At 70.9% G+C, this 24,143-nt stretch carries 24 protein-coding genes, 1 tRNA gene and 2 riboswitches; of the genes, 15 read left to right on the forward strand and 10 right to left on the reverse strand.

Features of this window, described 5'->3' with window-relative positions:
- Positions 1–13: 13 nt before the first annotated feature.
- Genes GKS42_RS04530 through GKS42_RS04540 form a run of 3 tightly spaced genes read left to right on the forward strand, consistent with a single transcriptional unit; the run spans position 14 to position 1,874 of the window.
- On the forward strand, positions 14–646 hold the full coding sequence (locus GKS42_RS04530; protein WP_154792768.1) for a hypothetical protein: 633 nt from the start codon (positions 14–16) through the stop codon (positions 644–646).
- Positions 643–1,224 carry a hypothetical protein gene (locus GKS42_RS04535; RefSeq protein WP_154792769.1) on the forward strand — a complete coding sequence of 194 codons (582 nt, stop codon included), beginning with the start codon at positions 643–645 and terminating at the stop codon, positions 1,222–1,224. Before GKS42_RS04530 ends, GKS42_RS04535 begins: the two co-directional genes overlap by 4 nt.
- An 8-nt stretch (positions 1,225–1,232) precedes the next feature.
- On the forward strand, positions 1,233–1,874 hold the full coding sequence (locus GKS42_RS04540; protein WP_154792770.1) for a hypothetical protein: 642 nt from the start codon (positions 1,233–1,235) through the stop codon (positions 1,872–1,874).
- Here the strand turns inward: GKS42_RS04540 and GKS42_RS04545 are convergent.
- The 3 genes from GKS42_RS04545 to GKS42_RS04555 form a co-directional block, all read right to left on the reverse strand.
- The gene (locus GKS42_RS04545) at positions 1,847–3,325 is read right to left on the reverse strand and encodes a hypothetical protein (RefSeq protein ID WP_154792771.1); all 1,479 of its coding nucleotides are present in this window, start codon (positions 3,323–3,325) and stop codon (positions 1,847–1,849) included. The genes GKS42_RS04540 and GKS42_RS04545 overlap by 28 nt on opposite strands.
- A gap of 10 nt (positions 3,326–3,335) precedes the next feature.
- Positions 3,336–4,313, reverse strand: a complete 978-nt coding sequence (locus GKS42_RS04550; protein WP_232847922.1) for an alpha/beta hydrolase — start codon at positions 4,311–4,313, stop codon at positions 3,336–3,338.
- Between the two features lie 109 nt (positions 4,314–4,422).
- The gene (locus tag GKS42_RS04555; protein WP_154792773.1) at positions 4,423–5,772 is read right to left on the reverse strand and encodes an MFS transporter; all 1,350 of its coding nucleotides are present in this window, start codon (positions 5,770–5,772) and stop codon (positions 4,423–4,425) included.
- A gap of 75 nt (positions 5,773–5,847) precedes the next feature.
- Here GKS42_RS04555 and GKS42_RS04560 point away from each other — a divergent pair, with 75 nt between their 5' ends.
- Together GKS42_RS04560 and GKS42_RS04565 are read left to right on the forward strand one after the other, a co-directional pair.
- Entirely contained in the window at positions 5,848–6,480 is a 633-nt protein-coding gene (locus GKS42_RS04560; RefSeq protein ID WP_232847923.1) for an ArsR/SmtB family transcription factor, read from the forward strand.
- A gap of 125 nt (positions 6,481–6,605) precedes the next feature.
- Positions 6,606–7,094, forward strand: coding sequence for a GNAT family N-acetyltransferase (locus GKS42_RS04565; RefSeq protein ID WP_210769311.1), 489 nt, complete (start codon positions 6,606–6,608; stop codon positions 7,092–7,094).
- Here GKS42_RS04565 and GKS42_RS04570 read toward each other — a convergent pair.
- Positions 7,091–8,488: an aminotransferase class V-fold PLP-dependent enzyme gene (locus GKS42_RS04570; protein ID WP_154792775.1), complete on the reverse strand. Its 1,398-nt coding sequence runs from the start codon at positions 8,486–8,488 to the stop codon at positions 7,091–7,093. The genes GKS42_RS04565 and GKS42_RS04570 overlap by 4 nt on opposite strands.
- Positions 8,489–8,523: 35 nt before the next feature.
- Positions 8,524–8,638, reverse strand: a riboswitch (SAM riboswitch).
- Positions 8,639–8,947: 309 nt separating this feature from the next.
- Here GKS42_RS04570 and GKS42_RS25955 point away from each other — a divergent pair.
- On the forward strand, positions 8,948–9,136 hold the full coding sequence (locus GKS42_RS25955; RefSeq protein ID WP_168217755.1) for a hypothetical protein: 189 nt from the start codon (positions 8,948–8,950) through the stop codon (positions 9,134–9,136).
- 86 nt (positions 9,137–9,222) lie between these two features.
- Complete coding sequence (locus tag GKS42_RS04575; RefSeq protein WP_168217756.1) at positions 9,223–12,261, forward strand: helix-turn-helix transcriptional regulator; 3,039 nt, start codon at positions 9,223–9,225, stop codon at positions 12,259–12,261.
- 46 nt (positions 12,262–12,307) lie between these two features.
- Here GKS42_RS04575 and GKS42_RS04580 read toward each other — a convergent pair whose 3' ends face one another.
- Positions 12,308–13,054 carry a DUF6882 domain-containing protein gene (locus GKS42_RS04580; protein WP_154792777.1) on the reverse strand — a complete coding sequence of 249 codons (747 nt, stop codon included), beginning with the start codon at positions 13,052–13,054 and terminating at the stop codon, positions 12,308–12,310.
- 94 nt (positions 13,055–13,148) lie between these two features.
- Positions 13,149–13,239, forward strand: a riboswitch (SAM riboswitch).
- Between the two features lie 6 nt (positions 13,240–13,245).
- Between GKS42_RS04580 and GKS42_RS04585 the strand changes: the two genes are divergently transcribed.
- From GKS42_RS04585 to GKS42_RS04595, 3 genes are read left to right on the forward strand one after another with little or no spacing between them, the layout of a single operon-like run.
- A complete protein-coding gene (locus GKS42_RS04585; RefSeq protein WP_154792778.1) occupies positions 13,246–13,482 on the forward strand; it encodes a DUF1737 domain-containing protein in 237 nt (78 codons plus the stop codon).
- On the forward strand, positions 13,479–13,898 hold the full coding sequence (locus tag GKS42_RS04590; RefSeq protein ID WP_154792779.1) for a rhodanese-like domain-containing protein: 420 nt from the start codon (positions 13,479–13,481) through the stop codon (positions 13,896–13,898). Before GKS42_RS04585 ends, GKS42_RS04590 begins: the two co-directional genes overlap by 4 nt.
- On the forward strand, positions 13,895–15,118 hold the full coding sequence (locus GKS42_RS04595) for an O-succinylhomoserine sulfhydrylase (RefSeq protein WP_154792780.1): 1,224 nt from the start codon (positions 13,895–13,897) through the stop codon (positions 15,116–15,118). The genes GKS42_RS04590 and GKS42_RS04595 overlap by 4 nt, the downstream gene beginning before the upstream one ends.
- 7 nt (positions 15,119–15,125) lie before the next feature.
- Here the strand turns inward: GKS42_RS04595 and upp are convergent, their stop codons facing one another.
- The gene (gene upp, locus GKS42_RS04600; RefSeq protein WP_154792781.1) at positions 15,126–15,764 is read right to left on the reverse strand and encodes a uracil phosphoribosyltransferase; all 639 of its coding nucleotides are present in this window, start codon (positions 15,762–15,764) and stop codon (positions 15,126–15,128) included.
- A gap of 54 nt (positions 15,765–15,818) precedes the next feature.
- Between upp and tadA the strand changes: the two genes are divergently transcribed.
- On the forward strand, positions 15,819–16,337 hold the full coding sequence (tadA, locus tag GKS42_RS04605; protein WP_154792782.1) for a tRNA adenosine(34) deaminase TadA: 519 nt from the start codon (positions 15,819–15,821) through the stop codon (positions 16,335–16,337).
- A gap of 18 nt (positions 16,338–16,355) precedes the next feature.
- Here tadA and GKS42_RS04610 read toward each other — a convergent pair whose 3' ends face one another.
- The gene (locus GKS42_RS04610) at positions 16,356–17,123 is read right to left on the reverse strand and encodes a VOC family protein (RefSeq protein WP_154792783.1); all 768 of its coding nucleotides are present in this window, start codon (positions 17,121–17,123) and stop codon (positions 16,356–16,358) included.
- 54 nt (positions 17,124–17,177) lie between these two features.
- Positions 17,178–18,041 (reverse strand): NAD-dependent protein deacetylase, encoded by an 864-nt coding sequence (locus tag GKS42_RS04615; RefSeq protein WP_174791129.1) that lies wholly within the window; start codon positions 18,039–18,041, stop codon positions 17,178–17,180.
- A 79-nt stretch (positions 18,042–18,120) separates the two neighbouring features.
- On the opposite strand from GKS42_RS04615, the gene GKS42_RS04620 reads away from it, so the two are divergent.
- A tRNA-Ser gene (locus GKS42_RS04620) sits at positions 18,121–18,208 on the forward strand.
- A gap of 103 nt (positions 18,209–18,311) precedes the next feature.
- Here the strand turns inward: GKS42_RS04620 and GKS42_RS04625 are convergent.
- Positions 18,312–19,349, reverse strand: coding sequence for a LacI family DNA-binding transcriptional regulator (locus tag GKS42_RS04625; RefSeq protein ID WP_154792785.1), 1,038 nt, complete (start codon positions 19,347–19,349; stop codon positions 18,312–18,314).
- Between the two features lie 432 nt (positions 19,350–19,781).
- On the opposite strand from GKS42_RS04625, the gene GKS42_RS04630 reads away from it, so the two are divergent.
- From GKS42_RS04630 to GKS42_RS04640, 3 genes are all read left to right on the forward strand, one after another.
- Positions 19,782–21,092 (forward strand): ABC transporter substrate-binding protein, encoded by a 1,311-nt coding sequence (locus GKS42_RS04630; RefSeq protein WP_154792786.1) that lies wholly within the window; start codon positions 19,782–19,784, stop codon positions 21,090–21,092.
- A 63-nt stretch (positions 21,093–21,155) separates the two neighbouring features.
- Entirely contained in the window at positions 21,156–22,109 is a 954-nt protein-coding gene (locus GKS42_RS04635; RefSeq protein WP_154792787.1) for a carbohydrate ABC transporter permease, read from the forward strand.
- Complete coding sequence (locus tag GKS42_RS04640; RefSeq protein WP_232847924.1) at positions 22,102–22,914, forward strand: carbohydrate ABC transporter permease; 813 nt, start codon at positions 22,102–22,104, stop codon at positions 22,912–22,914. The genes GKS42_RS04635 and GKS42_RS04640 overlap by 8 nt, the downstream gene beginning before the upstream one ends.
- Positions 22,915–22,974: 60 nt before the next feature.
- On the opposite strand, the gene GKS42_RS04645 is transcribed toward GKS42_RS04640, so the two are convergent.
- The gene (locus tag GKS42_RS04645; RefSeq protein WP_154792788.1) at positions 22,975–23,982 is read right to left on the reverse strand and encodes a LacI family DNA-binding transcriptional regulator; all 1,008 of its coding nucleotides are present in this window, start codon (positions 23,980–23,982) and stop codon (positions 22,975–22,977) included.
- Positions 23,983–24,143: the final 161 nt, after the last annotated feature.

A 24,143-nucleotide genomic window follows, 5' to 3' on the forward strand; every position in this document is an offset into this window, starting at 1 on the left:
GTACTCTAGGCGCGTGGCCAACGACGTGGGGGCGCTGTTGAGCGTGCCGGGGATCGCGCGCTGGACCGTGCGTACCTGGCCGCGGCGGATCGCCATCGCGATGGTCGGGGTCCTGATCCTGGTGATCGCCGCCGTCGGGGGCTTCGCGAGGGTCGCACCCGAGCCCGCCCGCCAGCTCGCCGTGGGTGAGGCCGTGGACGTCGGCCCGTACACGGTGACCGTGGAGTCCTTCTTCGTCTCCGACCAGGTGGACATCTACGGCATCCCGGACGAGGCGGACGCCTGGGTCGGGGTGGTGATGGTGCTCGAGACCTCCGAGCTCGAAGGGATCCTCACCGACTACCAGAACTTCCGCCTGAGCGGCGCGGACCTGGTCGAGGAGCGGTTCCAGCAGGTGCTCCTGCTGGCCGACGACTCACGCGCGAACTTCCTGACCGCGGACCTGCCGGTCCACGTCGCGATGCTCTGGCCCGTGCGGGACTCCGGCGCCATCGGGGACGAGGTGGAGCTCACCCTCACCGAGACCTACGAGGACATCAGCTTCCTGTTCCAGACACCCACCTGGTTCGCGGGGGACCGGATCGGCGCCATCGCCGTGCCCCGCGACGACGAGGTCCCGCCCGCGCTCGTGGACGAGGAACCGTGACCGGGCGGTCCGTCCCACGCTGGGCGATCACCGTGACCATGCTCGCCGTGCTGGTGGGCGCCGGGCTCGGGGTCAACGCCCTCGAGGCCAACGCACCCCCGAACGGGCCCATCGGCGTGCGGATGACCCTCGGGAGGGACTCGGTGGTGCATCCCCTCCAGGTGAACGTCTCGGGTGCGCGTGCCTACGAGACGATCCTCGACGAGGACGAGAACCCCCTCGAGACCGTCGGGGTCTGGGTGCTCGTGGACCTGTCCTACGCCACCACCGACGAGCCGAACCTGCCCGGTGACTTCGTCCTGGTGGACGCGCACGGCCGCCGGTACCCCACGACCGGCCGCGCCTTCAGCGAATGGTTCGCCAGCCCGGACCTCTGGCACCGGGGCACCTTGGCCTTCGAGGTGCCGCTGGACGCGCTCGGCGACCTGACCTTCGAGGCCTGGCCGTCGGGTCAGGGAACGGCCTCCGACACCCCGATGCCCTACGGCGTGCTCGCGCTGCGGGTGGACCCCGGCGCGGTCGAGCCCGGTCCGGCGGTCGTGGCTGAACCAGAGCTGCTACCGGCGGGTGAACGGTGAGCGGACCGATGGCGTACCCGCCCCCGTATCACCCTGGGCAGAGCCGCGAGGACTGGATGGCGCCGGCCCGTGAGCCGCTCCCGGCCGCGCCCCCGCCGCTGCCGCAGCACCGGTCCCGGCGTGCCACGGCGGCCCTCGCGGTGGTGGGGATCCTGGTTCTGGGTGCGCTCGGCTGGCGGGTGAGCGCGGAGGCCCGGGACACCTGGTGGCACGGTGAGTCGCACGTGCCGGTACGCCTCGATGCCAACGGCGTGGCCAGCCACGAGGGCATCAGCGTCGAACTGGTCGGGGTCGAACGACTCGACGACGGTGTCACCACCTACGACGAGTGGTGGGAGCCGCCCGCGGGCACGGTGTTGTGGCAGTTCGGCCTCGCGGTGGAGAGCACGAACACCGAGATCTACAGCCTGGACGTCCTGGTCCAGGACACCCAGGGCCGGCGGTTCGAGACGGGCAACGACGTGCCCTACGGCGTGGACGGCGTCCAGGACACCCTCGACGTGGCGCAGCCGGAACCGGGCGACGATCCGTTGCCCGACGTCCAGTACCTGCTCGTCCTGATGCCGGAGGACGCGGAACCGGCCACGATCCGGCTCGAGTCGAACTGGGGCCTGGCCCCGGACTACTTCAGGCTGCCCGTGACCGACTGACCCAGCCGGTGGGTCCCGGCGGCCGGTTCGGGCGCCGCCTGCGGCGTCGTGATGCCCGACGGCGACCGGTCGCCCCAGGCCGGGTCGGCGCCCGGGTTCGTGGTGCCGCGGGCGTAGCCGAGCTGGTCGGCGTTCTCCCTGCGGCGAGGGAGCGGCAGCCGTAGCGACGGGTTGGCGCCGTAGCGTTGCAGCAGACTGTCCGCGGCCGCGGCGAGCAGGGCCGCGGAGACCATCAGCACGAGGACCTCGGCAATGACGTCGAGCGGGTCCCAGAGGGCGAACCAGCCGAGCGTGGTGATGTTACCGGCGAGCAGACGTGCCACTCCCCAGACCAGGTAGGGGATCTGGGTGATGAGGACGTAGCCGAGGCAGAAGACCAACACGGTGATCCAGCCGGCCCGCACGATCATGGCCATCCCGCCCATCAGCGCGCCGAACCGGCCGTTCGGCTCGGCCAGGGCGTGCCAGGCCTTGGTGATGGTGGTGTCGCCGAACCGGCGGGTGATGCGGCTCAGGAGTGGCGCGCGGCCGCCGAGGCGGGCCACCTCATCATCGGCGATGACGTCACTGGCCTCGATCCCGTAGATGATCGTGCCGATGGCGAGCCAGGCGATCGGTACGATCAGGGCAGTCCCGAGCGCAGCGGCGACCGGGCCGATCGCGCCGATCGCCCAGTCGCCGACGCCGCCGATGACCGGGAAGTCGATCCGTACCCCGGCCCAGAGGTCCATGACCCAGTGCGTCACCGCGCGGCTGCCCAGCCACCCGACCGCGGTGGCCACAAGGCTGCCGACCACGTAGGCACCGAGGACGATCCAGACCAGCTCGAGGTAGCCGACCAGCGCTTGCAGCGCGGTGCGGCGGGGATCGTCGCGGCCCTTCCAGAACCGCCCGGACGTGACGAAGTAGCCGCCGATGAGGCGGCCGAGCAGTGCGGCTCCCACGATCGCCAGCACCAGCGTGGAGGCCGCGTCCGGGATCCGGGCGGCGCCATCGATGTCGGTGGTCTCGAACCGGGAGAAGTCGTCCTGGATCCCGAAGTAGGAATGGTGGCGCAGGTCGTCGTCCAACCGGCCGCCGCTCTGGTAGACGACCAGGAACGGCAGGAGCACGCTGCCGGTGGCGGCGAGCAGGTCGACCGCGACGTGCCGCGAGCGTTCCCGGCGTCGCAGCACCAGGAGCATCCCGATCACCGCGAGCATGGTGCTGAACGGGACCAGCGACAGCCCGAGCATGCCGGGCACGGCCCCGAACCGGCCGAGCCACACCGCGAGGTCCAGCAGGTACCAGTGCGCCGCGACCCCGGCTACGGCGATCACCGCGAGCGGGAGCCAGTGCCGGGCCAGGAGCCGGCCGGTGGTGCGGAACAGGGACAGGCTCTCACTGAGCAGCGACCGGCCGTGACCTGAGTGCACCGGTGCTCCCTGGGGTGGGGGCGCCGGCTCGGTCATGGGCCCCACCTTAGCGAGCGGTCGCGCCGGTCCTGAGGCGGGCCGCGAGCCAGTCGAAGACGGTGCGCTCGTACTCGGCGCGGGCGACCGGCCCGGAGAGGGCGAGGTCGTGCCACCCGCCGGTGATGCGCACCGCGGTGACGTCGGGTCCGACGCGCCCGATCCGGGCATGCATGTGCTCGACGTCCAGGACGCAGTCGGCCCCGTTGAGATCGTCCTCGCTCGGCCGGCTCGCGGATCCGGACCGGGCGGACGTGCACATCAGCACCGGCGCGTCCACGTCGAGCCCGCGTGCGATCCGGGCATGGCCGCGGCGGATCGCGCGCAGCCACCCGGCGTGGACGTCGAAACCCTCGAACGGCTTCCAGGCGAGGTCGTAGTCGTGCGGGCCGCCGGTGGAGACGTGCAGGTGCCGACCGTAGTCCTCGCCGAGGCTGCCGACGTTCAGATGGGGCACCCTGGGCGCGATGAGGTCCACGACCCGCGTGGCGATCACCCGGTTGAACCAGTTCTCGTTGAGGTCGAACCACGGACTGTTCAGGACCAGGGCGTCCACGGCTCCGGGATGGTCGCTCGCGTACAGCGTCGTGACCAGTCCGCCGGTCGAGTGACCGAGCAGAACGACCGCGCGGTACCCCTCGGCGCGGATCGAGGCGAGCGCGGCGTCCAGCTCCTCGTCGTAGCTGCGCAGGTCCTCGACCCAGCCGGGTTGGCGGCCGGGCCGGATCGACCGGCCGTAGTCGCGCAGGTCGAGCGCGAAGAAGTCGTAGCCGTGCGCCGCCCAGGCGGCCGCATGGTCGGCCTGGAAGAAGTAGTCGCAGAACCCGTGCACGTACAGGACCGCGACGTCCCGGGTGCGCTCGGCGCCCAGCCGGACCAGCGTCGCGACCGGTGGCCCGGCCGCAGCGCCGTCGGGGGCGAGCGTGATCGTCCGGGCGGTGAACTCCCCGCCGAGCACGTCGGGAACGGGAGCGTCGAGACTTGTCACGGACACATCATCCCCCACCTCCGCCCCCGGCGGGGCGGGGGTACGGCCGTGCGGCGGATGGACCGGACGAGGCGCACCGGCGCCTCCGCGAGCGGTTGGGTCCGGGCGGTCAACTCGTGCCGAACCGCGCGGCATGGGCGGTCCAACCGGACTCTGCGGGCAGCGCCCTCAGGCCGCGGTTGGTGATCGCCAGGAGTGTCGCGACGGCACAGAGCGCCGCGCAGACGGCAATCGTGCCCTCGCGTCCGATCCAGGCGAGCCCGAAGCCCGCGATCAGCGGACCGAGCGGCATCGCCCCGATCCCGAGGACCATGGACGCACTGTTCGCCCGGCCGAGGAGTTCGCTCGGCGTCGCGACCATGAAGTACCCCATCAGAGCCGCGTTCAGGGCGGGGACGGCGAGCACCGAGGCCGCGAGCACGGCGGTGATCGCCCAGACCGAGTCCACGAGCGAGAGGGAGTAGGCGCCGACGGCCGCCACGGTCAGCCCCACGATCGTCAGTGCGCCGGCCGGCACCCGGGACACCAGCATCGGCGCGACGACAGCCCCGAGCAGCATCGCGGCACCCGCCCCGGCCGAGACCCAACCGATCGCAGCCGGCGACTGCCCGTCCTGCTGCAACGCGTACACCACGGTCGTGATGGCAGCGTTGAAGCCGAGGTTGATGATCGTGGACACCAGCAGGACGCCGCGCAGGTCCGTGCGGGAGAGCAGCCAGGCGAAGCCGGCGCGCAGCTCCGCGAGCGCGTTCCGCTCGGGTGCCCGCGCACCCGCCGTGGCGGTGCCCGCGGCGGGCGTGGCCGGGACGTCCGGGTCGGTCGGAGGGTGTGCCTCGGGCGCGGGGTTCGCCTCGGCCGCACGCGACGACCGGCCGAGCCACCACGCGGCGACCGCCGCGATCAGGTGACAGGCGGTCATGGCGGCGCCGACCACCCAGCCGCCGACTGCGAGCAGGGCGCCGCCGAGAGGGCCGCCGGCGAGCTGGAGCACGGCGTCCCGTCCCTGGTTCGCCGCCTGGGCGCGGCCCATCGCGCCGTCCGGCACGACCTCCTTCAGGGCGCTCTCGCCGGCGACGTCGAAGAGGCCGGTGCGCGCCGCAAGTCCCACGGCGACGACCAGGAGGGTCGTGAACGTGAGGGCGTCTCGGAGTGCGAGCAGGGTGAACGAGCCGGCGATCACGACGCCGACGGACGAGCCGAGCACCATCAGGGCGATCCGGCGGTACCGGTCCGCGATGACGCCGCCGGCCAGCGTGGTCAGCGCGCGCACGGCCAGGGCCACGGCGCCGATGATGCCGGCCCGGGCCGGGTCGTTCGTGACGATCAGGGCGAGGAGGGGGACCGCGAAGGAGAACAGGGCGGCCGCGAGCCCCTTGCTGGTGTCACTGATCAGCCAGGTGAGATACCGCGTGTTGCGCAGCAGCGACGGGGGCGCAGCAACGGTTGCGTCGGGGAGCATGACCGCAACCCTAGATCCGCAAGGAAGATTGCGCAATAGTGTTTGCGCAAGATTTGGTGGGGATATGCTCGAACCATGTCGGACACGGAGGACGAGCGCATGGAGGAGGCTGCGCCGGCGGCCAACCACGGGCACGAGGGTGGGCTCTGGAGCGAGGCCGTGATGACGTCGGCGATGCTCAAGGCGCTGGCGCACCCGCTCCGGCGGCGGATCACGAAGGTGCTCACCCAGCGGGAGTTCGCGCGCGCCGCGGACGTTGCCGCGGATCTCGATGAGCCGGCGAACAGCGTCAGCTTCCACCTGCGCGTCCTCGCGGACGCCGGCCTGATCGTGGAGGCTCCCGAGCGGGCCCGGGACCGACGCGACCGGGTGTGGACCCGCGTGCCGGGCGCCTACAGCCTCGGCACCCCCGAACATCCCGTGGAGGACGAGATGCTCGGGGGCGTCCTCATGCGCACCGTGATCGACGACCACCACGAACTCGTGCGCCGGGTGGCAGCCTGGGCCCCGGAGTACGTCACCGGCCGCGCGACGGACGTGCACGCGCTGTTCACCCAGCGGACGGTCCGCCTCACCGAGGCCGAGTTCGACGCGATGATGACGAAGGTCGAGGACGTGATGCGGGCAGCCGTCGACGCGCACGATCCCGATGACCCGGACGGCCGGGTCTGGGAGATCGACACCGTCGCGGCGGACAACACGATCTGATCGGTGCCGGGTGGCGCGGCCGCGATGGTGCGCCGGGTCCTGCCGCACGCACCACCGCACGCTCGTGCGCGGCGCCACCTGGCAGACTGAGCGGTTCGTGGGTCGCGATGTCTCGGAGGTGCCGCGTGGTCCCGTCACGCCAGGTCGTACGCCCGGCCCGCGACGGCGATCTCATGGCCCTCCAGGAGCTCGCGCGGCGCACGATCGATGCGAGCTATCGACCGTTCCTGGGCGACGAGAACGTCGATGCCTTCGTCGGCTCGGGTGCCTCGGACGAGCACGTCGCGGGCCACCTCAGGCGGGGGCAGGTGCTCTGCCTGGAGGCTGCGGGGACGATCGTCGGGCTCGCCGTCGTCGAAGGGCCGACGGTCGACCTGCTCATGGTCGACGTCCGACGGCATCGCGAGGGCCTGGGCACAGCGCTCCTGGCCCGGGTCGAGGAGTTGCTGTTCGTGCAGTACGAGTCGGTCCGGCTCGAGACCTTCGTCGGGAACACGGCGGCCCTCGCCTTCTACGAAGCGTGCGGCTGGTCGGTGACCAGCCGCACGCCTTCGGACAGCGCCATGCCCGACCGGCTCGAGCTCGTCAAGCACCGCCCGGTCGACGCCACCTAGTGCGCGACGGCGGCGAGCACCTCGGCGACCGACGGTGCGGGGCCGCAGCCCGCGCCCGCGGCGGCGGTCGCCAACACCGAAGGGGCGTCGGAGTCCGCGTGCAGTGCCTGCAGCAGTGCGATCGCCTCGGGGAGCTCGCGCTGGTCGTCGCGCGGCTGCCAGCGGCCGCCCACGACCTCGTAGTCCGACCGGGGTCCGGTGCCGACGAACTCGGACACGCCCCGGACGAGCCGGTCGACGTCCTCCTCGGTGGTACCCAGGCCGATGCTGGCCCGCAGGCCGGCTTCGACGCCCCTGGCCTCGAGCAGGGGGTGCGCGCAGAACCGCCCGTCGCGAACGCCGATGCCGTGCTCGGCGGACAGGTACGCCGCCACCAGGCCGGCGTCGTGGCCTGCCACGGTGAAGGAGACCACGCTCACCGGGTCCGCGGAGTCCGACCAGAGCCGTAGCACCTGCACGCCCGGGATCTCGGTCAGCGCGGACACCAGGCGTTCCCGCAGCGCACCGTCGTGCTCGGCGAGGCGATCCGCGACGGCGGTCAGCTCGGTCGCCGCGACCCCGAGGGCCAGGGCTCCGATCACGTTCGGGCTGCCCGCCTCGTGCCGCTGCGGCGCCGGCTCCCACGAGGTGTGGCCGACCGTGACATTCGTGACCGCGCCGCCGCCGGCGAGGTAGGGGCGGCCGGCGTCAAGCCAGTCCCGCCGACCGATCAGCGCGCCCGCGCCGTACGGCGCGTACAGCTTGTGTCCCGAGACGGCGACGTAGTCCGCGCCCGTCTCGGTCAGGGAGAACGGCCGGTGCGGCGCCAGTTGGGCGGCGTCCACGACCACCCTCGCTCCCGCCGCGTGCGCCAGGGCGACCACCTCCGCGACCGGCAGTGACTCGCCGGTCACGTTCGAGGCGCCGGTGATCGCCACCAGCCGGTAGTTCCGCGTCGCGAGGGCGTTGGTCAGGGCCTCGAGGGTCGCGGCGACAGTCCCGCGTGCCTTCAGCACGTCAGCGCCGATCCGCTGCCAGGGCAGCAGGTTCGCGTGGTGCTCGATGTCCAGGACCAGGACTCGGGCGCCGTCCGGCACGCACCCGGCGAGCAGGTTCAGCGAGTCGGTCGTGTTGCGGGTGATCACCACGACGTCGTCCTCCCGGGCGCCCACGAACCGGCCGATCGCCGTCCGCGACTGCTCGTAGAGGGCCGTGGAGACCTGGGACAGGTACCCGGCGCCGCGGTGCACCGACGCATACAGGGGCAAGGCCCGGGTGACGGCCTCGGCAACGGCGGCCAGTGCCGGGGCGCTCGCGGCGTAGTCGAGGTTCGCGTACCGCACGGTCGCGGCGCCGTCGAGCGGGACCGTCAGCGGGACTCGGGTCTCGGAGCCGACGAGGGGGAGTAGTGCCATGTGAGAGCCTCCAGATCGCTGTGGGACCCGTGGCGGGTCCGCGCTTGCCGGCGCCACCGCGGCACCGACCCGGTCGTCACCCGGGGCACCCCACCGCGGTTGGAGGGTTGCCGGCCAGCAAGCCGGGGCTACGCGCTGGCACTCATGACCTACCCGGCATGATGCCACGGGAACCCCGGCCGGTGGGCCGAACGGCGCCCGGTGTCCGCATGATGGACGCCACCGGCGGGCGTGCGTGCGACTGAGGTGCGGACGATCCCCCGAGCGCCCGCTCGGCCGTCGGCGGAGGACCCCTTACCTCTGTGACGGGTGCCGGATCCGGCATCCCTTACTCGCTCAGCCGACCCCTCAGTGCGCGGGTAAGGGGTCGGCCCCCGAGGGCCCGCGTGACCACCCGATACCTGACCCCTGTGCCTCAGCGGCACCGTATCGGTCATGGGAACGAGCAAGGAGCACATCATGGAACCGAATCTGGACATCCTGAACGCCGACCTGGCGTACCGGCGCGAGCACCTGCTGTCGGAACTCGGCTCCCGTCAGCGGAACTCACGCCACAGCGGCGTGCGCCGCCTGATCGAGGAGCGCCGGGTCCGGCGGGCGGCCGCGGCGCGCGGTCTCGACCCCGCGGACCTGATCAAGCGGGCCTGAGCGGGCCGGGCGTGGCGGCCGTCGTGGAGCCGTGGGGCGGATATACATCCGTCCCCACGGAGCCGACCCGTGACAAGATCTCGGATGTGGCACGGGTCGGCTCCGAGATCGCGCTGGTAGCGCGCGGTGACGAACTCGCGCGCCTCCGCGAGATCTGGGCGCAGGCTGCCGCCGGCTCGGCAGCGGCCGTCCTGCTCCCCGGTGACGCGGGAGTGGGCAAGACGCGGCTCGTGACCGAGTTCGCGGCCGAGGTCCGAGCCGGCGGCGGCTACGTGCTCACGGGCCACTGCGTCGGCCTCGGCGAGTCGGCCCCGCCCTACCTTCCCGTCGTGGAGATCCTCGAACAGATCCGAGACGCCGATCCCGGGATCCTCGAGGACCGGCAGGCGCTGGCGACCCTGGTGAGCCGCTCGGGCACCGACCGTCCCACCGAGCAGCTGCCGCTGTTCGACTCCTTCCTCGGCGTGCTCACCACCCTCAGTGCGGAGCGCCCGGTCCTGCTCGTGATCGAGGACCTGCACTGGTCCGACCCGTCCACGCGGGACCTGATCACGTTCCTGGTCGCGCGGATGTCCGAGCAGCGCCTCACGGTGGTGCTGACCTACCGCTCGGACGACCTGCACCGGCGGCACCCCGTGCGGCCGATGACCGTGGAGCTGGGGCGGATGCGCCGGGTCGAACGCCTCGAGCTCGACCCGTTCTCACCCGAGGAGGCGCGGGCCTTCGCGCGAGAACTGGCCCTGCTCGACCACCTCGGCACCGGTGCCGATGAGCACCTGATCGCCGACATCGCCCGCCGCTCCGAGGGGAACGCCTTCTTCGCCGAGGAACTGCTCTCCAGTGCCCGCTCGGCCACCGGCCTTGGCGACGCCCTCGCCGACGTCCTGCTCGGCCGCATCGAACGGCTCGGTCCGAACGCGCAGCGACTAGTGCGCACCGCCGCGGTCTCCGGCCAGCGCCGGATCCGGCACAGCACCCTCCGGGCGGTTCTCGATCTGACCGACGACGAGCTCGAGGAGGCCCTGCGCGACTGCGTCCAACTGCACGTGCTGGTCGCCGATCCCGACGGCGATGCCTCCTACGAGTTCCGGCACGCCCTGCTCCGCGAGGCGGCGTACTCCGACCTCCTGCCCGGCGAGCGCACCCGCATCCACGCGGCCTACGCCAGCCTGCTCGCGCACCTGCGGCTGTCCGGCTGGCGGGGCGCACAGGCCTACCACGCGAGCCGGGCGAACGACCTGCCCACCGCGTTGGCCGCGCACGTGGGTGCCGCGGACGAAGCCGCTCAGGTCGGAGCGACCGCCGACACGCTCGCGCACCTGGAGAGCGCACTGGCCCTGTGGCAGGCCGTACCGGACCCGGCCACGGTGAGCGGCACCGACGAACTCCATCTGACCATCCGGGCCTCGGATGCCGCGGTCGCCGCCGGGCAGGTGGACCGGTCCCTCGCGTTCGCACGGGCCGCTCTCAAGCTCGCCGACGCCGACGGCGACATCGTTGCGCGAGCCTCGGTGCGCCGTCGCCTCGCCAAGATCCTCTATTCGGTGGATCAGTGGCAGGAGGCACAGTCGGTCATCACCGAGGCCTGGGATCTGATCCGCGACGAGCCCACGAGTTCCGAACGCGCCTGGGTGCTGAGCACGCTCGCGTTCGGGGAGTTGAAGGACTCGAGCCGCGGCTACGCCGAGGCTGCGATCGCGGATGCCCGTGCCAGCGGGGACGGCGGCGCGGAGGCGGACGCGCTGACCACCCTGGCCTACATGCAGCTGAGCGACGGTGAGGTCGCCCGCGCCCTGACCACCCTCGAGGAGGCTCGCACACGAGCGGCCGAGGTGGGTGCCTTCGAGGTGGAGCTGCGCGCCGTGTTCAACCTGACGGTGGGCCAGTTCGAGCTCGGCGAGCTCGAAGCGGCCGCGATGCAGCTCGACCGGGGTCTGGCTCGGGCCGCGGAGACCGGACTGACCTGGGCAACCTACGGTCGGGAGCTCGCCTGGATCGCGGTGCACGTGAACTACGCGCGCGGTGCCTGGGATCTGGTCGAGCAGCTGGCGAGCCCTCCGGGCGAGCAGGCACCGGACTGGATCTCGGGCGTGCTGGCCGCGTCCGCCGGGCTGCTCGCGGCCAGTCGCGGCGAGTGGGAGAAGGTCGAGGCCGCACTGGACCGGGTCGACACCTGGGTGCTCGCCGACGACGAGCCGCTGAAGATCGCGCTGTTCGCCCGCGCCGAACGTGACCTCTGGCAGCACCGCCCGGCGGAGGTGACGGCTCCCGTCGCGGCTGCGATCGCCGGCAACCTGCACAACGCGATGGGCTCGACCGCCGATCTCGAACCGCACGACCCGGACGAGGACGAGCCGCCGATGCTGGCGCTCATCCACGTCGCCGCGGTCGGCATCACCGCCCAGGCCGACCTCGCCGCGCGGGCCCGCCAGGTCCACGACCGCGACGCCGAACGGGCGGCGGTCGCCACCGGGGAACGCTTCCTCGCCGTCGCCGAGGACGCGGCGGAACGCGGCCGGCCGCGCGCGGCCACCATCGGACCGGAGGGCCTCGCCTGGCTGGCCCGGTGCCGGGCCGAGGCGAGCCGGATGCGTGGCGAGTACGACCCGGCGCCGTGGCGCGCACTCGTCGACGCCTTCGGCTACGGCGACAGCTACCAGCAGGCGATCGCGCGCTGGCGCCTGGCCGAGGTGCTGCTCGCGCTCCGCGCGGAGGGTGGGCCGGTGGGAGCCTCGGCGATGGCCCGGCCGGGCCAGGAGTCGGACGATGACGCCGGGCCGGAGTCCGATGCCGACGACGGTGGGGACGAACTCCTGGACGCGCTCGCGACCGCGCGGACGCTGCGTGCACGGCCCCTCGAGGAGGCCCTGCTCGCGACGGCGCGCCGGTACCGACTGAACGTGCCCGGCCAGCGCGCCGCCGCCGTCGCGCTGCTCACCCCGCGCGAACAGTCGGTCCTCGAGCTCGTTGCGCAGGGGCTCACGAACCGGGCGGTCGGGACGGAGCTGTTCATCAGTGAGAAGACGGTGAGCGTGCACCTGAGCCGGGTCATGGCCAAGCTCGACGTGAGCAGCCGGACCGAGGCGGTCGCCGTCGCCATGTCACGCGGAATCCTCGGAGGCTGACCGCGGCGGGCGTGCCTGGGCGCGACCGGCCCAGGTGACGAGGCCCTCAGGCCGGGGTCGGGCCGGCCGACATGCTGAGGGCGCTGAGCCTGCCCTGATCGTCGAGCTTGGCCTCGACGTGACCGTTCGGAGCCCGCAGCGTGATGGCGCCACCTTCCTCCGCCAGCGTGAAGCCGCGCCACTGCGCGTAGGCCCGCAGCGCCCGCGGCCAGTTCGAGATCGAACCCTCGGACGCGGCCTCGGGGAGCACCGACCCGGCCCGGATCGCGCTCGCCGGGATCGGCTCGAGCGCCGGTGACTCCACCAGGAACGTCAGCACCGTGCCGTTCTCGAGTGCGAAGGTGACGAACGGCAACGGCCCGGCGATCAGGCTCGCAGCGGCCGCGAACCTGCGCGCCACGGTGGCGGGCTCCGTGGTCAACGGGACCTCCGCCGTCGTGAGCTCGGTGATGCCGAACCGCTGCCCGAACTCGCGGACCGCGGCGACCCGCGCAACCACCGGCTCGGGGAAGGAGTTGACGTTCTCCCAGCCCCACAGCCATGACTGCGGTCCCGGCGCGGCGGACCCGACGAAATGGGCGCGCACCGTGATCTCGTCCGTCCCGACGAACGTGATCGTGCCGCCGGTCATGTCCGTGCGGTAGCCCGAGCTGTACTTGTCCCCGTACGGGCCGTCGGACTGGGTCAGGTCCATCGTCTCGCGTTGGCGGTCGAGGCCGAACAGGTAGGTGTCGTCGACGACGTCCTGGAGGGAGGCGATCGAGGGCGCGGGTGGTGGCGCGGCTTCCGTCATGGCAGCCAGCGTAGGGCGGCCGACCGTCTCGCAGGATGGGCAGATGTGCCCGCGGGTTGGGGGCGGTGGGGACCCGGGCATACGATCACAGCCGGACCCATCCAGAGTGGCCGAGAGACCTGGCTCGTCGACGCCGCAGCAACCATCCCGTGTGGACATGGTGCTACCGCCAGGACCGATGGAGGAGATTCATGAGCGACCTCGCAGCACAGGACGGCCCGTCCCAGCCGGCCGCCCCGGAGCGGCACACCTACCGACTGCTGACCGGGCCGGACGACGCGGCGTTCTGCGCGCGGGTCAGCGACGCGCTCGCAGAGGGATACCAGCTGTACGGGTCGCCGTCCGTGACGTTCGACGGTGCCCGGGTGATCGCGGCCCAGGCCGTGGTGCTGCCCCAGGCCATTCAAGGAGAGGTTCGATTCGTTTGAGTTACGCAGGTGACCTGAGTCCACGCGCGGCGTGGGAACTGTTGGAGCAGAACCCGGACGCGGTGCTCGTGGATGTCCGTACCCGCGCCGAGTGGTCCTTCGTGGGCGTCCCCGAGACGAGCTCGATCGACCGCCCGACGGCGCTGATCGAGTGGAACACCTTCCCCGAGGGCCAGCGCAACCCCTCGTTCCTTGAGCAGCTCGCCGCCACCGGCCTCGCCCCCGGCGACCAGCGCCCGGTCGTGTTCCTGTGCCGCTCCGGCCAGCGCTCCATCGGAGCCGCCGAGGCCGCCACCGCCGCCGGGTTCGGCCCTGCGTACAACGTGGTGGACGGGTTCGAGGGTGGCGTCGGTCCCGAGGGCCACCGCGGCGAACGCGGCTGGCGCGCCGAGGGCCTGCCCTGGCGCCAATCATGAGCGACCCCCGCCCCCGCGCCGAGCTGCCCGAGGGCCTGTCCGACGCCACCCTTGGCGTCCGCGGCGGGATCCAGCGCACCGAGTTCCGGGAGATGGCCGAGCCGCTGTTCCTGACCCAGGGCTACGTCTATGACGAGGCCGCCGACGCGGAGGCCGCGTTCAAGGGCCAGCTCGACCGGTTCATCTACTCCCGGTACGGCAACCCGACCGTGTCCGCGTTCGAGGAGCGGCTGCGCCTGCTCGAGGGCGCCGAGGCGTGTTTCGCGACGGCCACCGGGATGTCCGCGGTGTTCACCTCGATCGCGGCGCTGGTGCGTTCCGGGAGCCGGATCGTCTCCGGACGTGCCCTGTTCGGGTCCACCGTCGTGCTGTTGAACGACATCTTCAGCAAGTGGGGGGTCACCACCGACTACGTGGACGCCCACGACCTGTCCCAGTGGGAGGCCGCCCTGGCCACCCCGGCGGACGTGGTGCTGTTCGAGACGCCGTCCAACCCGATGCAGGACATCGTCGACATCGCGAAGGTGACCGAGCTCGCGCACGCCGCCGGCGCCGTCGTCATCCTCGACAACGTCTTCGCGACCCCGATCCTGCAGAAGCCGCTGGAGTTCGGCGTGGACGTGGTGGTCTACTCCGCGACCAAGCACATCGACGGCCAGGGTCGCGTACTCGGCGGCGCGATCCTCGGCAGCCGGGACTACATCGAGGGCCCGGTCAAGCAGATGATCCGCAACACCGGACCGTCGCTGAGCCCGTTCAACGCGTGGGTGCTGCTCAAGGGGCTGGAGACACTGGCGCTACGGGTCCGGGCGCAGACCGCCGCCGCGTTGGACCTCGCGCACTGGCTCGAGGACAACCCGCTGATCTCCCGGGTCCGGTACCCGTTCCTGGACTCCCACCCGCAGGCGGCCCTGGCCAGGGAGCAGATGAGCGGTGGCGGCACCGTGGTGACGTTCGACCTGGCGATCGAGGGCGAACCGGAGGAGGTCAAGAACCGGGCCTTCGCGTTCCTGGACTCGCTGCGCCTCGTGGATGTCTCGAACAACCTCGGCGACGTGAAGTCGATCGTGACGCACCCGGCCACGACCACCCACTCCAAGATCAGCTGGGACGAGCGGGCCGCCGTCGGGATCCACGACTCCACGGTGCGGCTGTCCGTCGGGCTGGAGGACCCCGAGGACCTGAAGGCGGACCTGACCCAGGCCCTGGGTCACATCTGAGGCGGCGTCAGTCGACGACGCCGTAGAGGCGGTCGCCGGCGTCGCCGAGGCCGGGCACGATGTAACCCTTGGAGTTCAGTCGCTCGTCGACGGAGGCCGTCACGATGGTCACGTCGGCGCGCTCCCCGATGGCTTCCTGGACCGCTCGCAGCCCCTCGGGAGCGGCCAGCAGGGTGACGGCGGTGACGTCCCGGGCGCCGCGCTCGAACAGGTACTCGATCGCGGCGACCAGGGTGCCGCCGGTCGCCAGCATCGGGTCCAGCACGTAGCACTGGCGACCGGAGAGGTCGTCGGGCAGGCGGTTCGCGTAGGTGATCGCCTCGAGTGTCTCCTCGTTGCGCTGCAGGCCGAGGAACCCGACCTCCGCCGTCGGCAGCAGCCGGGTCATGCCCTCGAGCATGCCGAGCCCGGCGCGCAGGATCGGCACCACGATCGGGCGCGGCTCGGTCAGCTTCCTGCCGACAGTGGCCGTGACCGGGGTGGTGATCTCCCAGGGCTCGGTGCGGATCTCCCGGGTGGCCTCGTAGGCCAGCAGGGTCACGAGTTCCTCGGTGAGCTGCCGGAACAACGGCGACGGCGTGCGCACGTCGCGCAGCACGGTCAGTTTGTGGGCGATCAGCGGGTGCTCGGCGACGTGGAGGCGCATGGTCTCAAATGTAGCGGCCCCGATGTGGCGGCCGCTGCTCCACACTAGGAGGTGATGAACTCGCCCCAGCCGGCTCCCGGCGCAGCCGAAACGTCCGAGCACGCCCTGATGGGCATTGCCATCGACGAGGCGCGGCGGGCCGCGGCCGCCGGCGACGTGCCGGTCGGCGCAGTGCTTGTCTCGGGCGCCGGCGAGGTGCTCGCCGTCGCGCGCAACCGGCGGGAGGTCGACGGCGATCCCACGGCCCATGCGGAGATCCTCGCCCTGCGGGCGGCGGGGGTTGGGCTCGGTCGGTGGCGCCTGGACGACTGCACGCTGGTGGTCACCCTCGAACCGTGCACCATGTGTGCGGGCGCGATCGTGCTGGCCAGGGTGGCCCGCGTGGTGCTCGGCGCCTGGGACGAGAAGGCCGGGGCCTGCGGCTCCACCCGGGACGTCGTCCGCGACTCCCGGCTGAACCACCGCGCCGAGGTGGCCGGGGGAGTGCGTGCCGACGAGTGCGCGGCCCTGCTCACCGAGTTCTTCGCCGCCCGACGCGACCGGGGCGACGAGGCGCCCCGGCCGTCCCACTGAACCTGCGCCGTCGGGCGGTCAGTCCTGGAGCACCGAGATGATGTTCCCGGCCGGATCGGTGAACCACGCGATCAGCGGCCCGCCGCCCCGGTGGATGCCGAGCTCGTCCTGCTCCGCACCGTCGTACCGCTCGAACACGACGCCGCGCGCCGTCAGGTCACGCACGGTTGACTCGATGTCGATGGAGGGCAGGTTGAGGATCGTGTACGTGGCGGGCACGTGGTCCGGCTTCGGGTAGACGACCACCTTGCGGTGGCCAAGGACCAGGGAGATGATGTCGCCCGGTTCACCGTCGACCCGCAGGCCGAGCACGTCGCGGTAGAACGTGGCGACGACGGCGGTATCCGGTGCGGCGAAGCCGGAGAAGGCCTGCGAGGGGAGCATCCCGGCGGGCAGGTTCGTGTCGCCACCGGCCTCCATCGTGGCCCGCTCGGAGGGGCTCACCTGGATGATCTGGACGTAGTTGCCGTCCGGGTCCTGGGTGGTCGCGAACAGGCTCCCGTCGCGGTCCTCGAGCGGCGCCACCCAGGTGCCGCCCGCCGCCTCGATGCGTTCGACGGCGGCGCGCGCGTCGGTCACGTCGAAGTTCAGCAGGATCCGGGCCGGGTCCGGGTTGGCGGGCTGGACGTCGTCGCGTGCGTCGAGGAACAGGTAGAAGCCGCCGTAGTCCAGCACCCAGTAGGGGCCGGCCTGGTCCGCGCGCTCGGGCGGGAGCACGCTGGTGTACCAGGCGTGCAGGCGGTCACGGTCGGTGGTGCCGAGCATGAGGCTGTCGAGGGTGGTCATCGCATCTCCTTCGGTGGGTTCTTCGCAGGGATAGACCCCCGCCGACGGCGGAACTCACCGCCCGTGGTGGGCGTCGCCTGCTCGGCCCAAGGCCTCGGTCAACGCCACGAGCGTCTCGGACGCGCCGCCGTCGACCTTCACGGTGGCGAGCGGATCGCCCCGGGTGACACCGCGGTTGACGATGCCCACCGGCATACCTTCGCGGTGGGCGTGCCGCACGAACCGGAGCCCGGACATCACGGTCAGCGACGAGCCCGCCACGAGCAGCGCCTGGCCGGCGTCGACGAGGTCGAACGCCGCACGCACCCGCTCCTTCGGGACGTTCTCACCGAAGTAGACGATGTTCGGTTTCAGCATGCCCCCGCACACCGGGCAGTCGGTGATCACGAAGGACTCCGTGGCCGCGATCACGGCATCGGCATCCGGGGCGATCTCGACGTCGCCGACCTCGGTGCTGAAATCGGGGTTGAGGGCGTCCAGTCGCTCGTGCACCTCGGCCCGCGTGAACACGGTCCCGCAGTTCAGGCACCTCACCTCGTTGTAGTGCCCGTGCAGGTCGATGACCCGCTTCGAGCCGGCCCGCTCGTGCAGCAGGTCCACGTTCTGGGTGATCACGCCGAGGACGATCCCACGCTCCTCGAGCTCAGCCAGGGCACGGTGGCCCGCATTCGGCTCGGTCGTGCGCATGTGCCGCCAGCCCACGTGGTTGCGAGCCCAGTAGTGCCGGCGGAAACCCTCGTCGGAGACGAACTGCTGATAGGTCATCGGGGTCCGCGGCGGGGAGTCCGGGCCGCGGTAGTCCGGGATCCCGGAGTCGGTCGAGACCCCCGCGCCGGTCAGGACCGCGAACCGCCTGCCCGCGAGCAACTCCACCAGGTCGGCGAACGTGGACGAGGTGGGCTTGGTCACGTTCGCCAGCCTACGGGGCGGATTCCCGGGCGGCCATGTGCGGCCGGTTTGGGCGCGAGGGGCCGAGCCGGGTAACCTGTCCCGGCCAGGTAGCGTGTCCGAGCGGCCGAAGGTGCAGCACTCGAAATGCTGTGTGGGTCAACAGCCCACCGTGGGTTCAAATCCCACCGCTACCGCCCAAGGATGAGAGCCTCGCCCACGCGTGTGGGCGGGGCTCTCACCCGTTGATTGCCTGTGACCATTCACTGCGCACGTGGCGCGACGACAGCGACTGCCCCATCAGCGCGCGGGCGGTGGCGCGGTGCTGGCGCGCACCACAAGTGTGGTCGGGAGCAGGACGCGCTCGTCGTAGCGGATGCTGCCGGGCTCGGTGACCTGTTGCAGCACGAGACGGACGAGCTCGCGTCCGGCGCGGTCGAAGTCCTGCCGAACCGTCGTCAGCGGGGGATGGGCGAACCTGCTGAGGTCGATGTCGTCGAACCCGACCACGGAGAGAGCCTCGGGTATCTGCCGGCCGGCCTCGTGCGCGGCGCTCAGCAGTCCCAGAGCCATGTCGTCGTTGGCAACGTACACGGCGGTGACCGACGCGTCGGCGACGATCTCCCGGCCGGCCTCATAGCCGGACTGAGCCGTCCAGTCACCCCGCCAGACCGCCGGCGGGCTGATGCCGGCGCCCTCCAGGGTGCGGTGCCAGCTCGCGTTGCGCGTCATCGCGGGCTCGGAGTCGGCCGGGCCGGCGAGGTGGTGCACGGTGCGGTGGCCGAGCCCGAGCAGATGCTCGACGGCGTCCCGGGTGCCCTGCACCTGGTCGGCACCGACATCCGGGTAGTAGCCGATGAACCGGGAGTCGGAGACCGAGACCGGCATGCCGGTCGGGAGTAGGAAGGACTCCGGGGTGGTCTCCTCGGCCCGGATGATGATCAGGCCGTCCACGGCTTGATGGGACAGCCGCTGCACCGCGTGCCGCCAGCCGTTGGCCTCGGGCTCCCGGACGGCGAGCAACGTGACGGAGTAGCCCTCGGCCTCGGCCGCCTCGACGACCGACTGGGTCGTCAGGGCCTCGCCGGTGCGGGCGAAGGTCCGCGCGATCAGCCCGATCGAACCGAAGGCGCCGTTGCGTAGGGCTCGGGCGGCGCGGTTCGGGGTGTAGCCCAACCGGTCCATGGCCTGGAGCACCCGCTCCCGGGTTGCCGGGCGCACGTTGTCGGCCTCGTTCGCGACGCGCGAGACGGTCTGAGCTGAGACGCCCGCGAGGCCGGCCACATCCTCGATCGAGGGGCCGCGACTCCTCGGGCGCGAGCCCCGGTTGCTCACCATGACGATCCAGTCTAGTGGTGAATGGTGACGTCAACATCAAGATCGACAAGATGACTGGCGACGGTTCGATTGTTACCAGAGCGTAATGGCGAACCGAGTGACAGGGCACGGTGGGACGGTGCTAAGTTGACGTCAACATTCTGGCGCCCGACATCGTGGTCCCGACCGGGAGACGATGCCGAGCGCCGACAGCGACCGGCATGCCATGTCGGTCGCCGACCCGGATGGACGGCCCGAGGGCACTCGCTTCAGAGATGAGGAGAACGCGCGACGAAGCGCATACCGGTTCGTGGGCAGCCGGGCGCCGGGAACCCCCGGCGGCACGGCGGGTGGGTCCACGACGGGAGCACATGATCGGAGGGCGGCGTTGCCCTCCGGGGAGGCACCGACCCGTACCTCGGTGCGATACGGCCAACGAAGGACTTGTATCCGATGCGTAAGAAGATGACACTCGCGTCCGTGGCCGGCGTGGCCACGATCACGCTGGCACTGGCCGGCTGCGGTGGCGGCTCCGACCCCACCGACGGCGGAGGTGGCGGGGGCGACGGCGACGACCAGACCCTCACCGTGTGGGCCTGGGACCCGGCGTTCAACGTCTACGCGATGAACGAAGCGGCGACCATCTACCAGCAGGACAATCCGGACGTCACGGTCGAGGTGATCGAGACGCCCTGGGAGGACATCCAGACCAAGCTCACGACGCTCGCACAGACGGGTGAACTGGAGGAGCTCCCGGACATCTTCCTGATGCAGAACAACGCGTTCCAGAAGAACCTGATCAACTACCCCGAACTCTTCACCGCAGTCACCGACTCGGGCATCGACTTCACGGAGTTCCCGGAGTCCGTCGTCGCCTTCTCCACGACCGAGGGCGACAACTACGGCGTCCCGTTCGACAACGGCGCTGCGGTGTCGGCGCTGCGCACGGACATCCTGGCCGAGGCGGGTTACACGGTCGAGGACTTCACCGACATCACCTGGGACGAGTTCATCGCGAACGGGGAGGACATCCTCGCCAAGACGGGCAAGCCGCTGCTGTCCGGCACAGCCGGAGAGTCCGACCTGATCACGATGATCCTGCAGAGCACCGGCGCCAGCCTGTTCGACGCCGATGGCAACCCGACGATCACGGACAACGACGCGCTCCTGCAGGCGATCGACGTCTACACCCGCCTGGTGGAGTCCGGGGTTCTGGTCGAGGTCAACTCGTGGGACGAGTACATCGGCACCTTCGTGAACTCGAACGTCGCGGGGACCATCAACGGTGTCTGGATCCTGGGTTCGATCCAGACGGCCGCGGACCAGACCGGCCTGTGGAACATCACCAACCTGCCGAGCCTCGAGGGTGTCGGCGAGGCGACGAACTACTCGGCCAACGGCGGTTCGTCCTGGGTGGTCAGCTCCAACGCGAACACGGAGCTGGCAGCCGACTTCCTCGGCGCCACGTTCGCGGGGTCCACGGAGTTCTACGACACGATCCTGCCGTCGTCCGGCGCGATCGCGAACTGGATCCCGGCGAGCGAGTCCGCCGTCTACGCCGAGCCGCACCCGTTCTTCGCCGACCAGCCCGTCTTCCAGCTCGCCGTCGAGTTCGGCGCGCAGGTGCCGAGTGTCAACACCGGTGCGTACTACTACGAGGGTCGCGACGCCGTCAGCGCCGCGATCACGAACATCCTCAACGGTGCCGACCCCGAATCGGCCCTGGCCGAGGCGCAGGCCACCGTCGAGTTCGCGATGCAGTAGCCGACCCTGCACCGAGGGGGCCGGCAGTGCCGGCCCCCTCCGCGAACGAAACGAGGACTCACGATGTCTACCCAACTCACCCCCGTGGCTCCTGCCGCGGACCGTCAGGACGAGCGGCCGCCGTCGGGCCGCGGCTTCTCGAGCCTGGGCGGGCGGCGCTCACTGACCGGCTGGGTGTTCCTGCTCCCCGCCGCGCTGCTCATCCTGGTGATGAACTTCTGGCCGATGTTCCAGGCGTTCATCCTGTCGCTGCAGACCGGGCGCGGCGCCCAGCTGTCCTTCGCCGAGCCGCTCTGGTTCAACTACCAGCGCATGCTGGCCGACCAGACGTTCTGGATGACCCTGCGCACCACCCTGCTCTACCTCGTCATCCAGGTGCCGATCATGCTGGTTCTGGCGCTCATCCTGGCCAACATCCTGAACAACCCGCGGCTGCGATTCAAGGGCATGTGGCGCACCGCGATCTTCCTGCCGTGTGCCGTCTCCCTCGTGTCATACGCGCTCGTGTTCCGGACGATGTTCGCCACCGACGGCCTCGTCAACGACGTGCTGACCGGGATGAACCTGATCGACTCGCCGATCAACTGGCTGGGGCAGACCCAGACCGCGCAGTTCGTGATCATCGTCGGGCTGCTCTGGCGTTGGACCGGCTACAACATGGTCTTCTACCTGGCCGGTCTGCAGAACATCGATCACTCGACCGTGGAGGCGGCAAAGGTCGACGGCGCCAACAGCGTCAAGACGTTCTGGTACGTCACGCTCCCGCAACTGAAGCCGATGATCCTGCTGACCGCGATCATGTCGACCAACGGGACCATCCAACTCTTCGACGAGTCGTACAACCTCACCGCGGGCGGGCCCGCGTACACCTCGATGTCCGTGTCGCACTACCTGTACGAGGTGTCCTTCGTGCAGAACCCGAACTTCGGGTATGCGGCCGCGATCTCCTACGTGATCCTCGTCATCGTCGCGTTGCTCGCGGCCATCCAGCTGAAGGTGGGTGACAAGCGTGACTAGGCGTTCGCTGCGCAGCGTGCCCAGCCTCGTGTTCCTGACTGTGGCCGCGCTCGCTTCGGTCTTCCCGCTGTACTTCATGGTGGTCTCCGCGACCAACACGAGCCAGGACGTCCTGGGGTCGCGACTGCTGCCGGGCGGGCAGTTGGTGGAGAACCTCAACAAGCTGCTCGCCGCGCAGGACCTCGGCGCCGCGATGTGGAACTCGACGCTCAACGCGGTCGGCACCACGGCGCTGGCGTTGCTGGTGTGCTCGATCGCCGGGTATGGGTTCGAGGTCTTCCACTCCAGGAACAAGGACCGCCTGATGGGGGTGCTGCTGCTGGCGATGATGATCCCGTTCGCGGCGACGATGATCCCGCTGTTCCGGATGTTCGCGGACTTCGGACTGACCAGCACAACGATCGCGGTGATCCTGCCGGCGATCTCGGTGCCATTCGTCATCCTGCTGTTCCGGCAGGCGGCACGGTCCTTCCCGCACGAGATCGTCGAGGCCGCCAGGATCGACGGGCTGCGGGAGTTGGGCATCTTCCTGCGTATCTTCATCCCGACGATGCGCTCCACCTATGCCGCGGCGGCGGTCGTCATCTTCATGACCGCGTGGAACAACTTCCTCTGGCCCAAGGTCATTCTGATCAACGAGGCGTTCCAGACGATGCCGATGCTGATCTCGAACCTGACCTCCGGCTACGTCACGGACTATGGAGTGCTCATGCTCGCGGTGCTGTTGACGTCGCTTCCGACGATGGTTCTCTTCCTCGTGCTGCAGCGGGCCTTCGCCCAGGGGATCACCGGCGCCATCAAGTGAGGATCGTCGTCCGCCCGCTCCACCGTGCTGAGGTTACGGGCGGGCGACTTCCTCGCGCGCTCAGCCGGGTGCGGGGCCCGTGGACTCCCGCCACACGACCGTGCCGATCGGGTCGTCGTCGGCCGGGTCCGGTCGGTCGTTGAGTGCGGCGAGCAGTCGGGTGATCGCCCGCCCGCCGAGGCGTTCGTGATCCATGATCACCGTCGTGATGGTTGGCGACAGGATGGCACCCAGGGTGTGGTTGTCCCAGCCGGTGATGCTCACGTCCTCCGGTACCCGCCAGCCGCGGGCGAACGCACCCCGGAGCGCGCCGGCGGCGACGACGTCATTGCCGGCGATCACGGCCGTGGCCGCGCCCGCGGGCAGATCACGCATCGCCTGCTCGGCGGGTTCGGCGTGCCAGTCGCAGTCGATGACGCCGTACGAATGCAGGCCGAGCCGCTCGATGGTGGCCAGGTACAGGTCCCGCCGGCGCCGGGCGGACGTGTGGTCGTAGTTGCCGGCGAGGTGCACGAACCTCTGGTGACCGAGCGCGGCGAGCTTCTCGATGAGTTCAACGATCGGCGCCGCTTCGGCGAGTTCTCCGATGCTGCGCATCCGGGCGTCGTACTCGGCCGAGATCACGATCGGTGTCCGGTCGCTGCGGCGCCGGGTCGACTCGGGAAGCGGCATCAGCGAGGCGATGCCCTCGAACAGACCCGACTCGGCGAGCTCGAGCACGCGCCAGGTGCGCTCGTCGACCGGTCCGCCGAGGGTGACGACGTCGAGGATGTAGCCGGCCTCGTGAGCGACGGTCGTTGCACCGGCGAGCACCTCGAGGGAACTCACGGCGGTACCCGTCGGCAGGATGAATGCGAGCCGGCCGGTCTTGCGCCCTCGCATCGCCCGGGCCACCAGGTTCGGGCGGTAGTCGAGCTGATCGATCGCGGTGCGGATACGGACCTGGGACTGCGGGCCGACCCGGGGATCGTCGTGGAGGAATCGCGAGACGGTCTGATGGGAGACACCGGCGAGTCTGGCCACCTCGCGGATCGTCGGTCGCCGGGTCCCGGGTGCGCTCTCGCTCACGTCCGGCCTCCTCGGCACCTGTGGTTCCGATCCCGCGCCGATGCGCAGCCCTGGTTCACTCGAACGGTAATGACCGGTCATACAGACCGTCAACCCGCCGCGTCCACAGACTCCGAGTGTGGCTCGCCGGGGTGCCCCGTCTGAGCGCCTCAATCGTTGGA

Source organism: Occultella kanbiaonis, from assembly GCF_009708215.1.
Classification (GTDB): Bacteria; Actinomycetota; Actinomycetes; order Actinomycetales; family Beutenbergiaceae; genus Occultella; species Occultella kanbiaonis.

Excerpts from the sequence above, each read along its gene's own strand:
- GKS42_RS04560 (WP_232847923.1), top strand. The coding sequence starts at position 5,848 with ATGTCGGACACGGAGGACGAGCGCATGGAGGAGGCTGCGCCGGCGGCC.
- GKS42_RS04610 (WP_154792783.1), bottom strand. The coding sequence starts at position 17,123 with ATGACCACCCTCGACAGCCTCATGCTCGGCACCACCGACCGTGACCGC.
- tadA (WP_154792782.1), top strand. The coding sequence starts at position 15,819 with ATGAACTCGCCCCAGCCGGCTCCCGGCGCAGCCGAAACGTCCGAGCAC.
- GKS42_RS04545 (WP_154792771.1), bottom strand. The coding sequence starts at position 3,325 with ATGACCGAGCCGGCGCCCCCACCCCAGGGAGCACCGGTGCACTCAGGT.
- GKS42_RS04625 (WP_154792785.1), bottom strand. The coding sequence starts at position 19,349 with ATGGTGAGCAACCGGGGCTCGCGCCCGAGGAGTCGCGGCCCCTCGATC.
- GKS42_RS04635 (WP_154792787.1), top strand. The coding sequence starts at position 21,156 with ATGTCTACCCAACTCACCCCCGTGGCTCCTGCCGCGGACCGTCAGGAC.
- GKS42_RS04555 (WP_154792773.1), bottom strand. The coding sequence starts at position 5,772 with ATGCTCCCCGACGCAACCGTTGCTGCGCCCCCGTCGCTGCTGCGCAAC.
- GKS42_RS04585 (WP_154792778.1), top strand. The coding sequence starts at position 13,246 with ATGAGCGACCTCGCAGCACAGGACGGCCCGTCCCAGCCGGCCGCCCCG.
- GKS42_RS04595 (WP_154792780.1), top strand. The coding sequence starts at position 13,895 with ATGAGCGACCCCCGCCCCCGCGCCGAGCTGCCCGAGGGCCTGTCCGAC.
- GKS42_RS04580 (WP_154792777.1), bottom strand. The coding sequence starts at position 13,054 with ATGACGGAAGCCGCGCCACCACCCGCGCCCTCGATCGCCTCCCTCCAG.
- GKS42_RS04570 (WP_154792775.1), bottom strand. The coding sequence starts at position 8,488 with ATGGCACTACTCCCCCTCGTCGGCTCCGAGACCCGAGTCCCGCTGACG.
- GKS42_RS04630 (WP_154792786.1), top strand. The coding sequence starts at position 19,782 with ATGCGTAAGAAGATGACACTCGCGTCCGTGGCCGGCGTGGCCACGATC.
- upp (WP_154792781.1), bottom strand. The coding sequence starts at position 15,764 with ATGCGCCTCCACGTCGCCGAGCACCCGCTGATCGCCCACAAACTGACC.
- GKS42_RS04540 (WP_154792770.1), top strand. The coding sequence starts at position 1,233 with ATGGCGTACCCGCCCCCGTATCACCCTGGGCAGAGCCGCGAGGACTGG.
- GKS42_RS25955 (WP_168217755.1), top strand. The coding sequence starts at position 8,948 with ATGGAACCGAATCTGGACATCCTGAACGCCGACCTGGCGTACCGGCGC.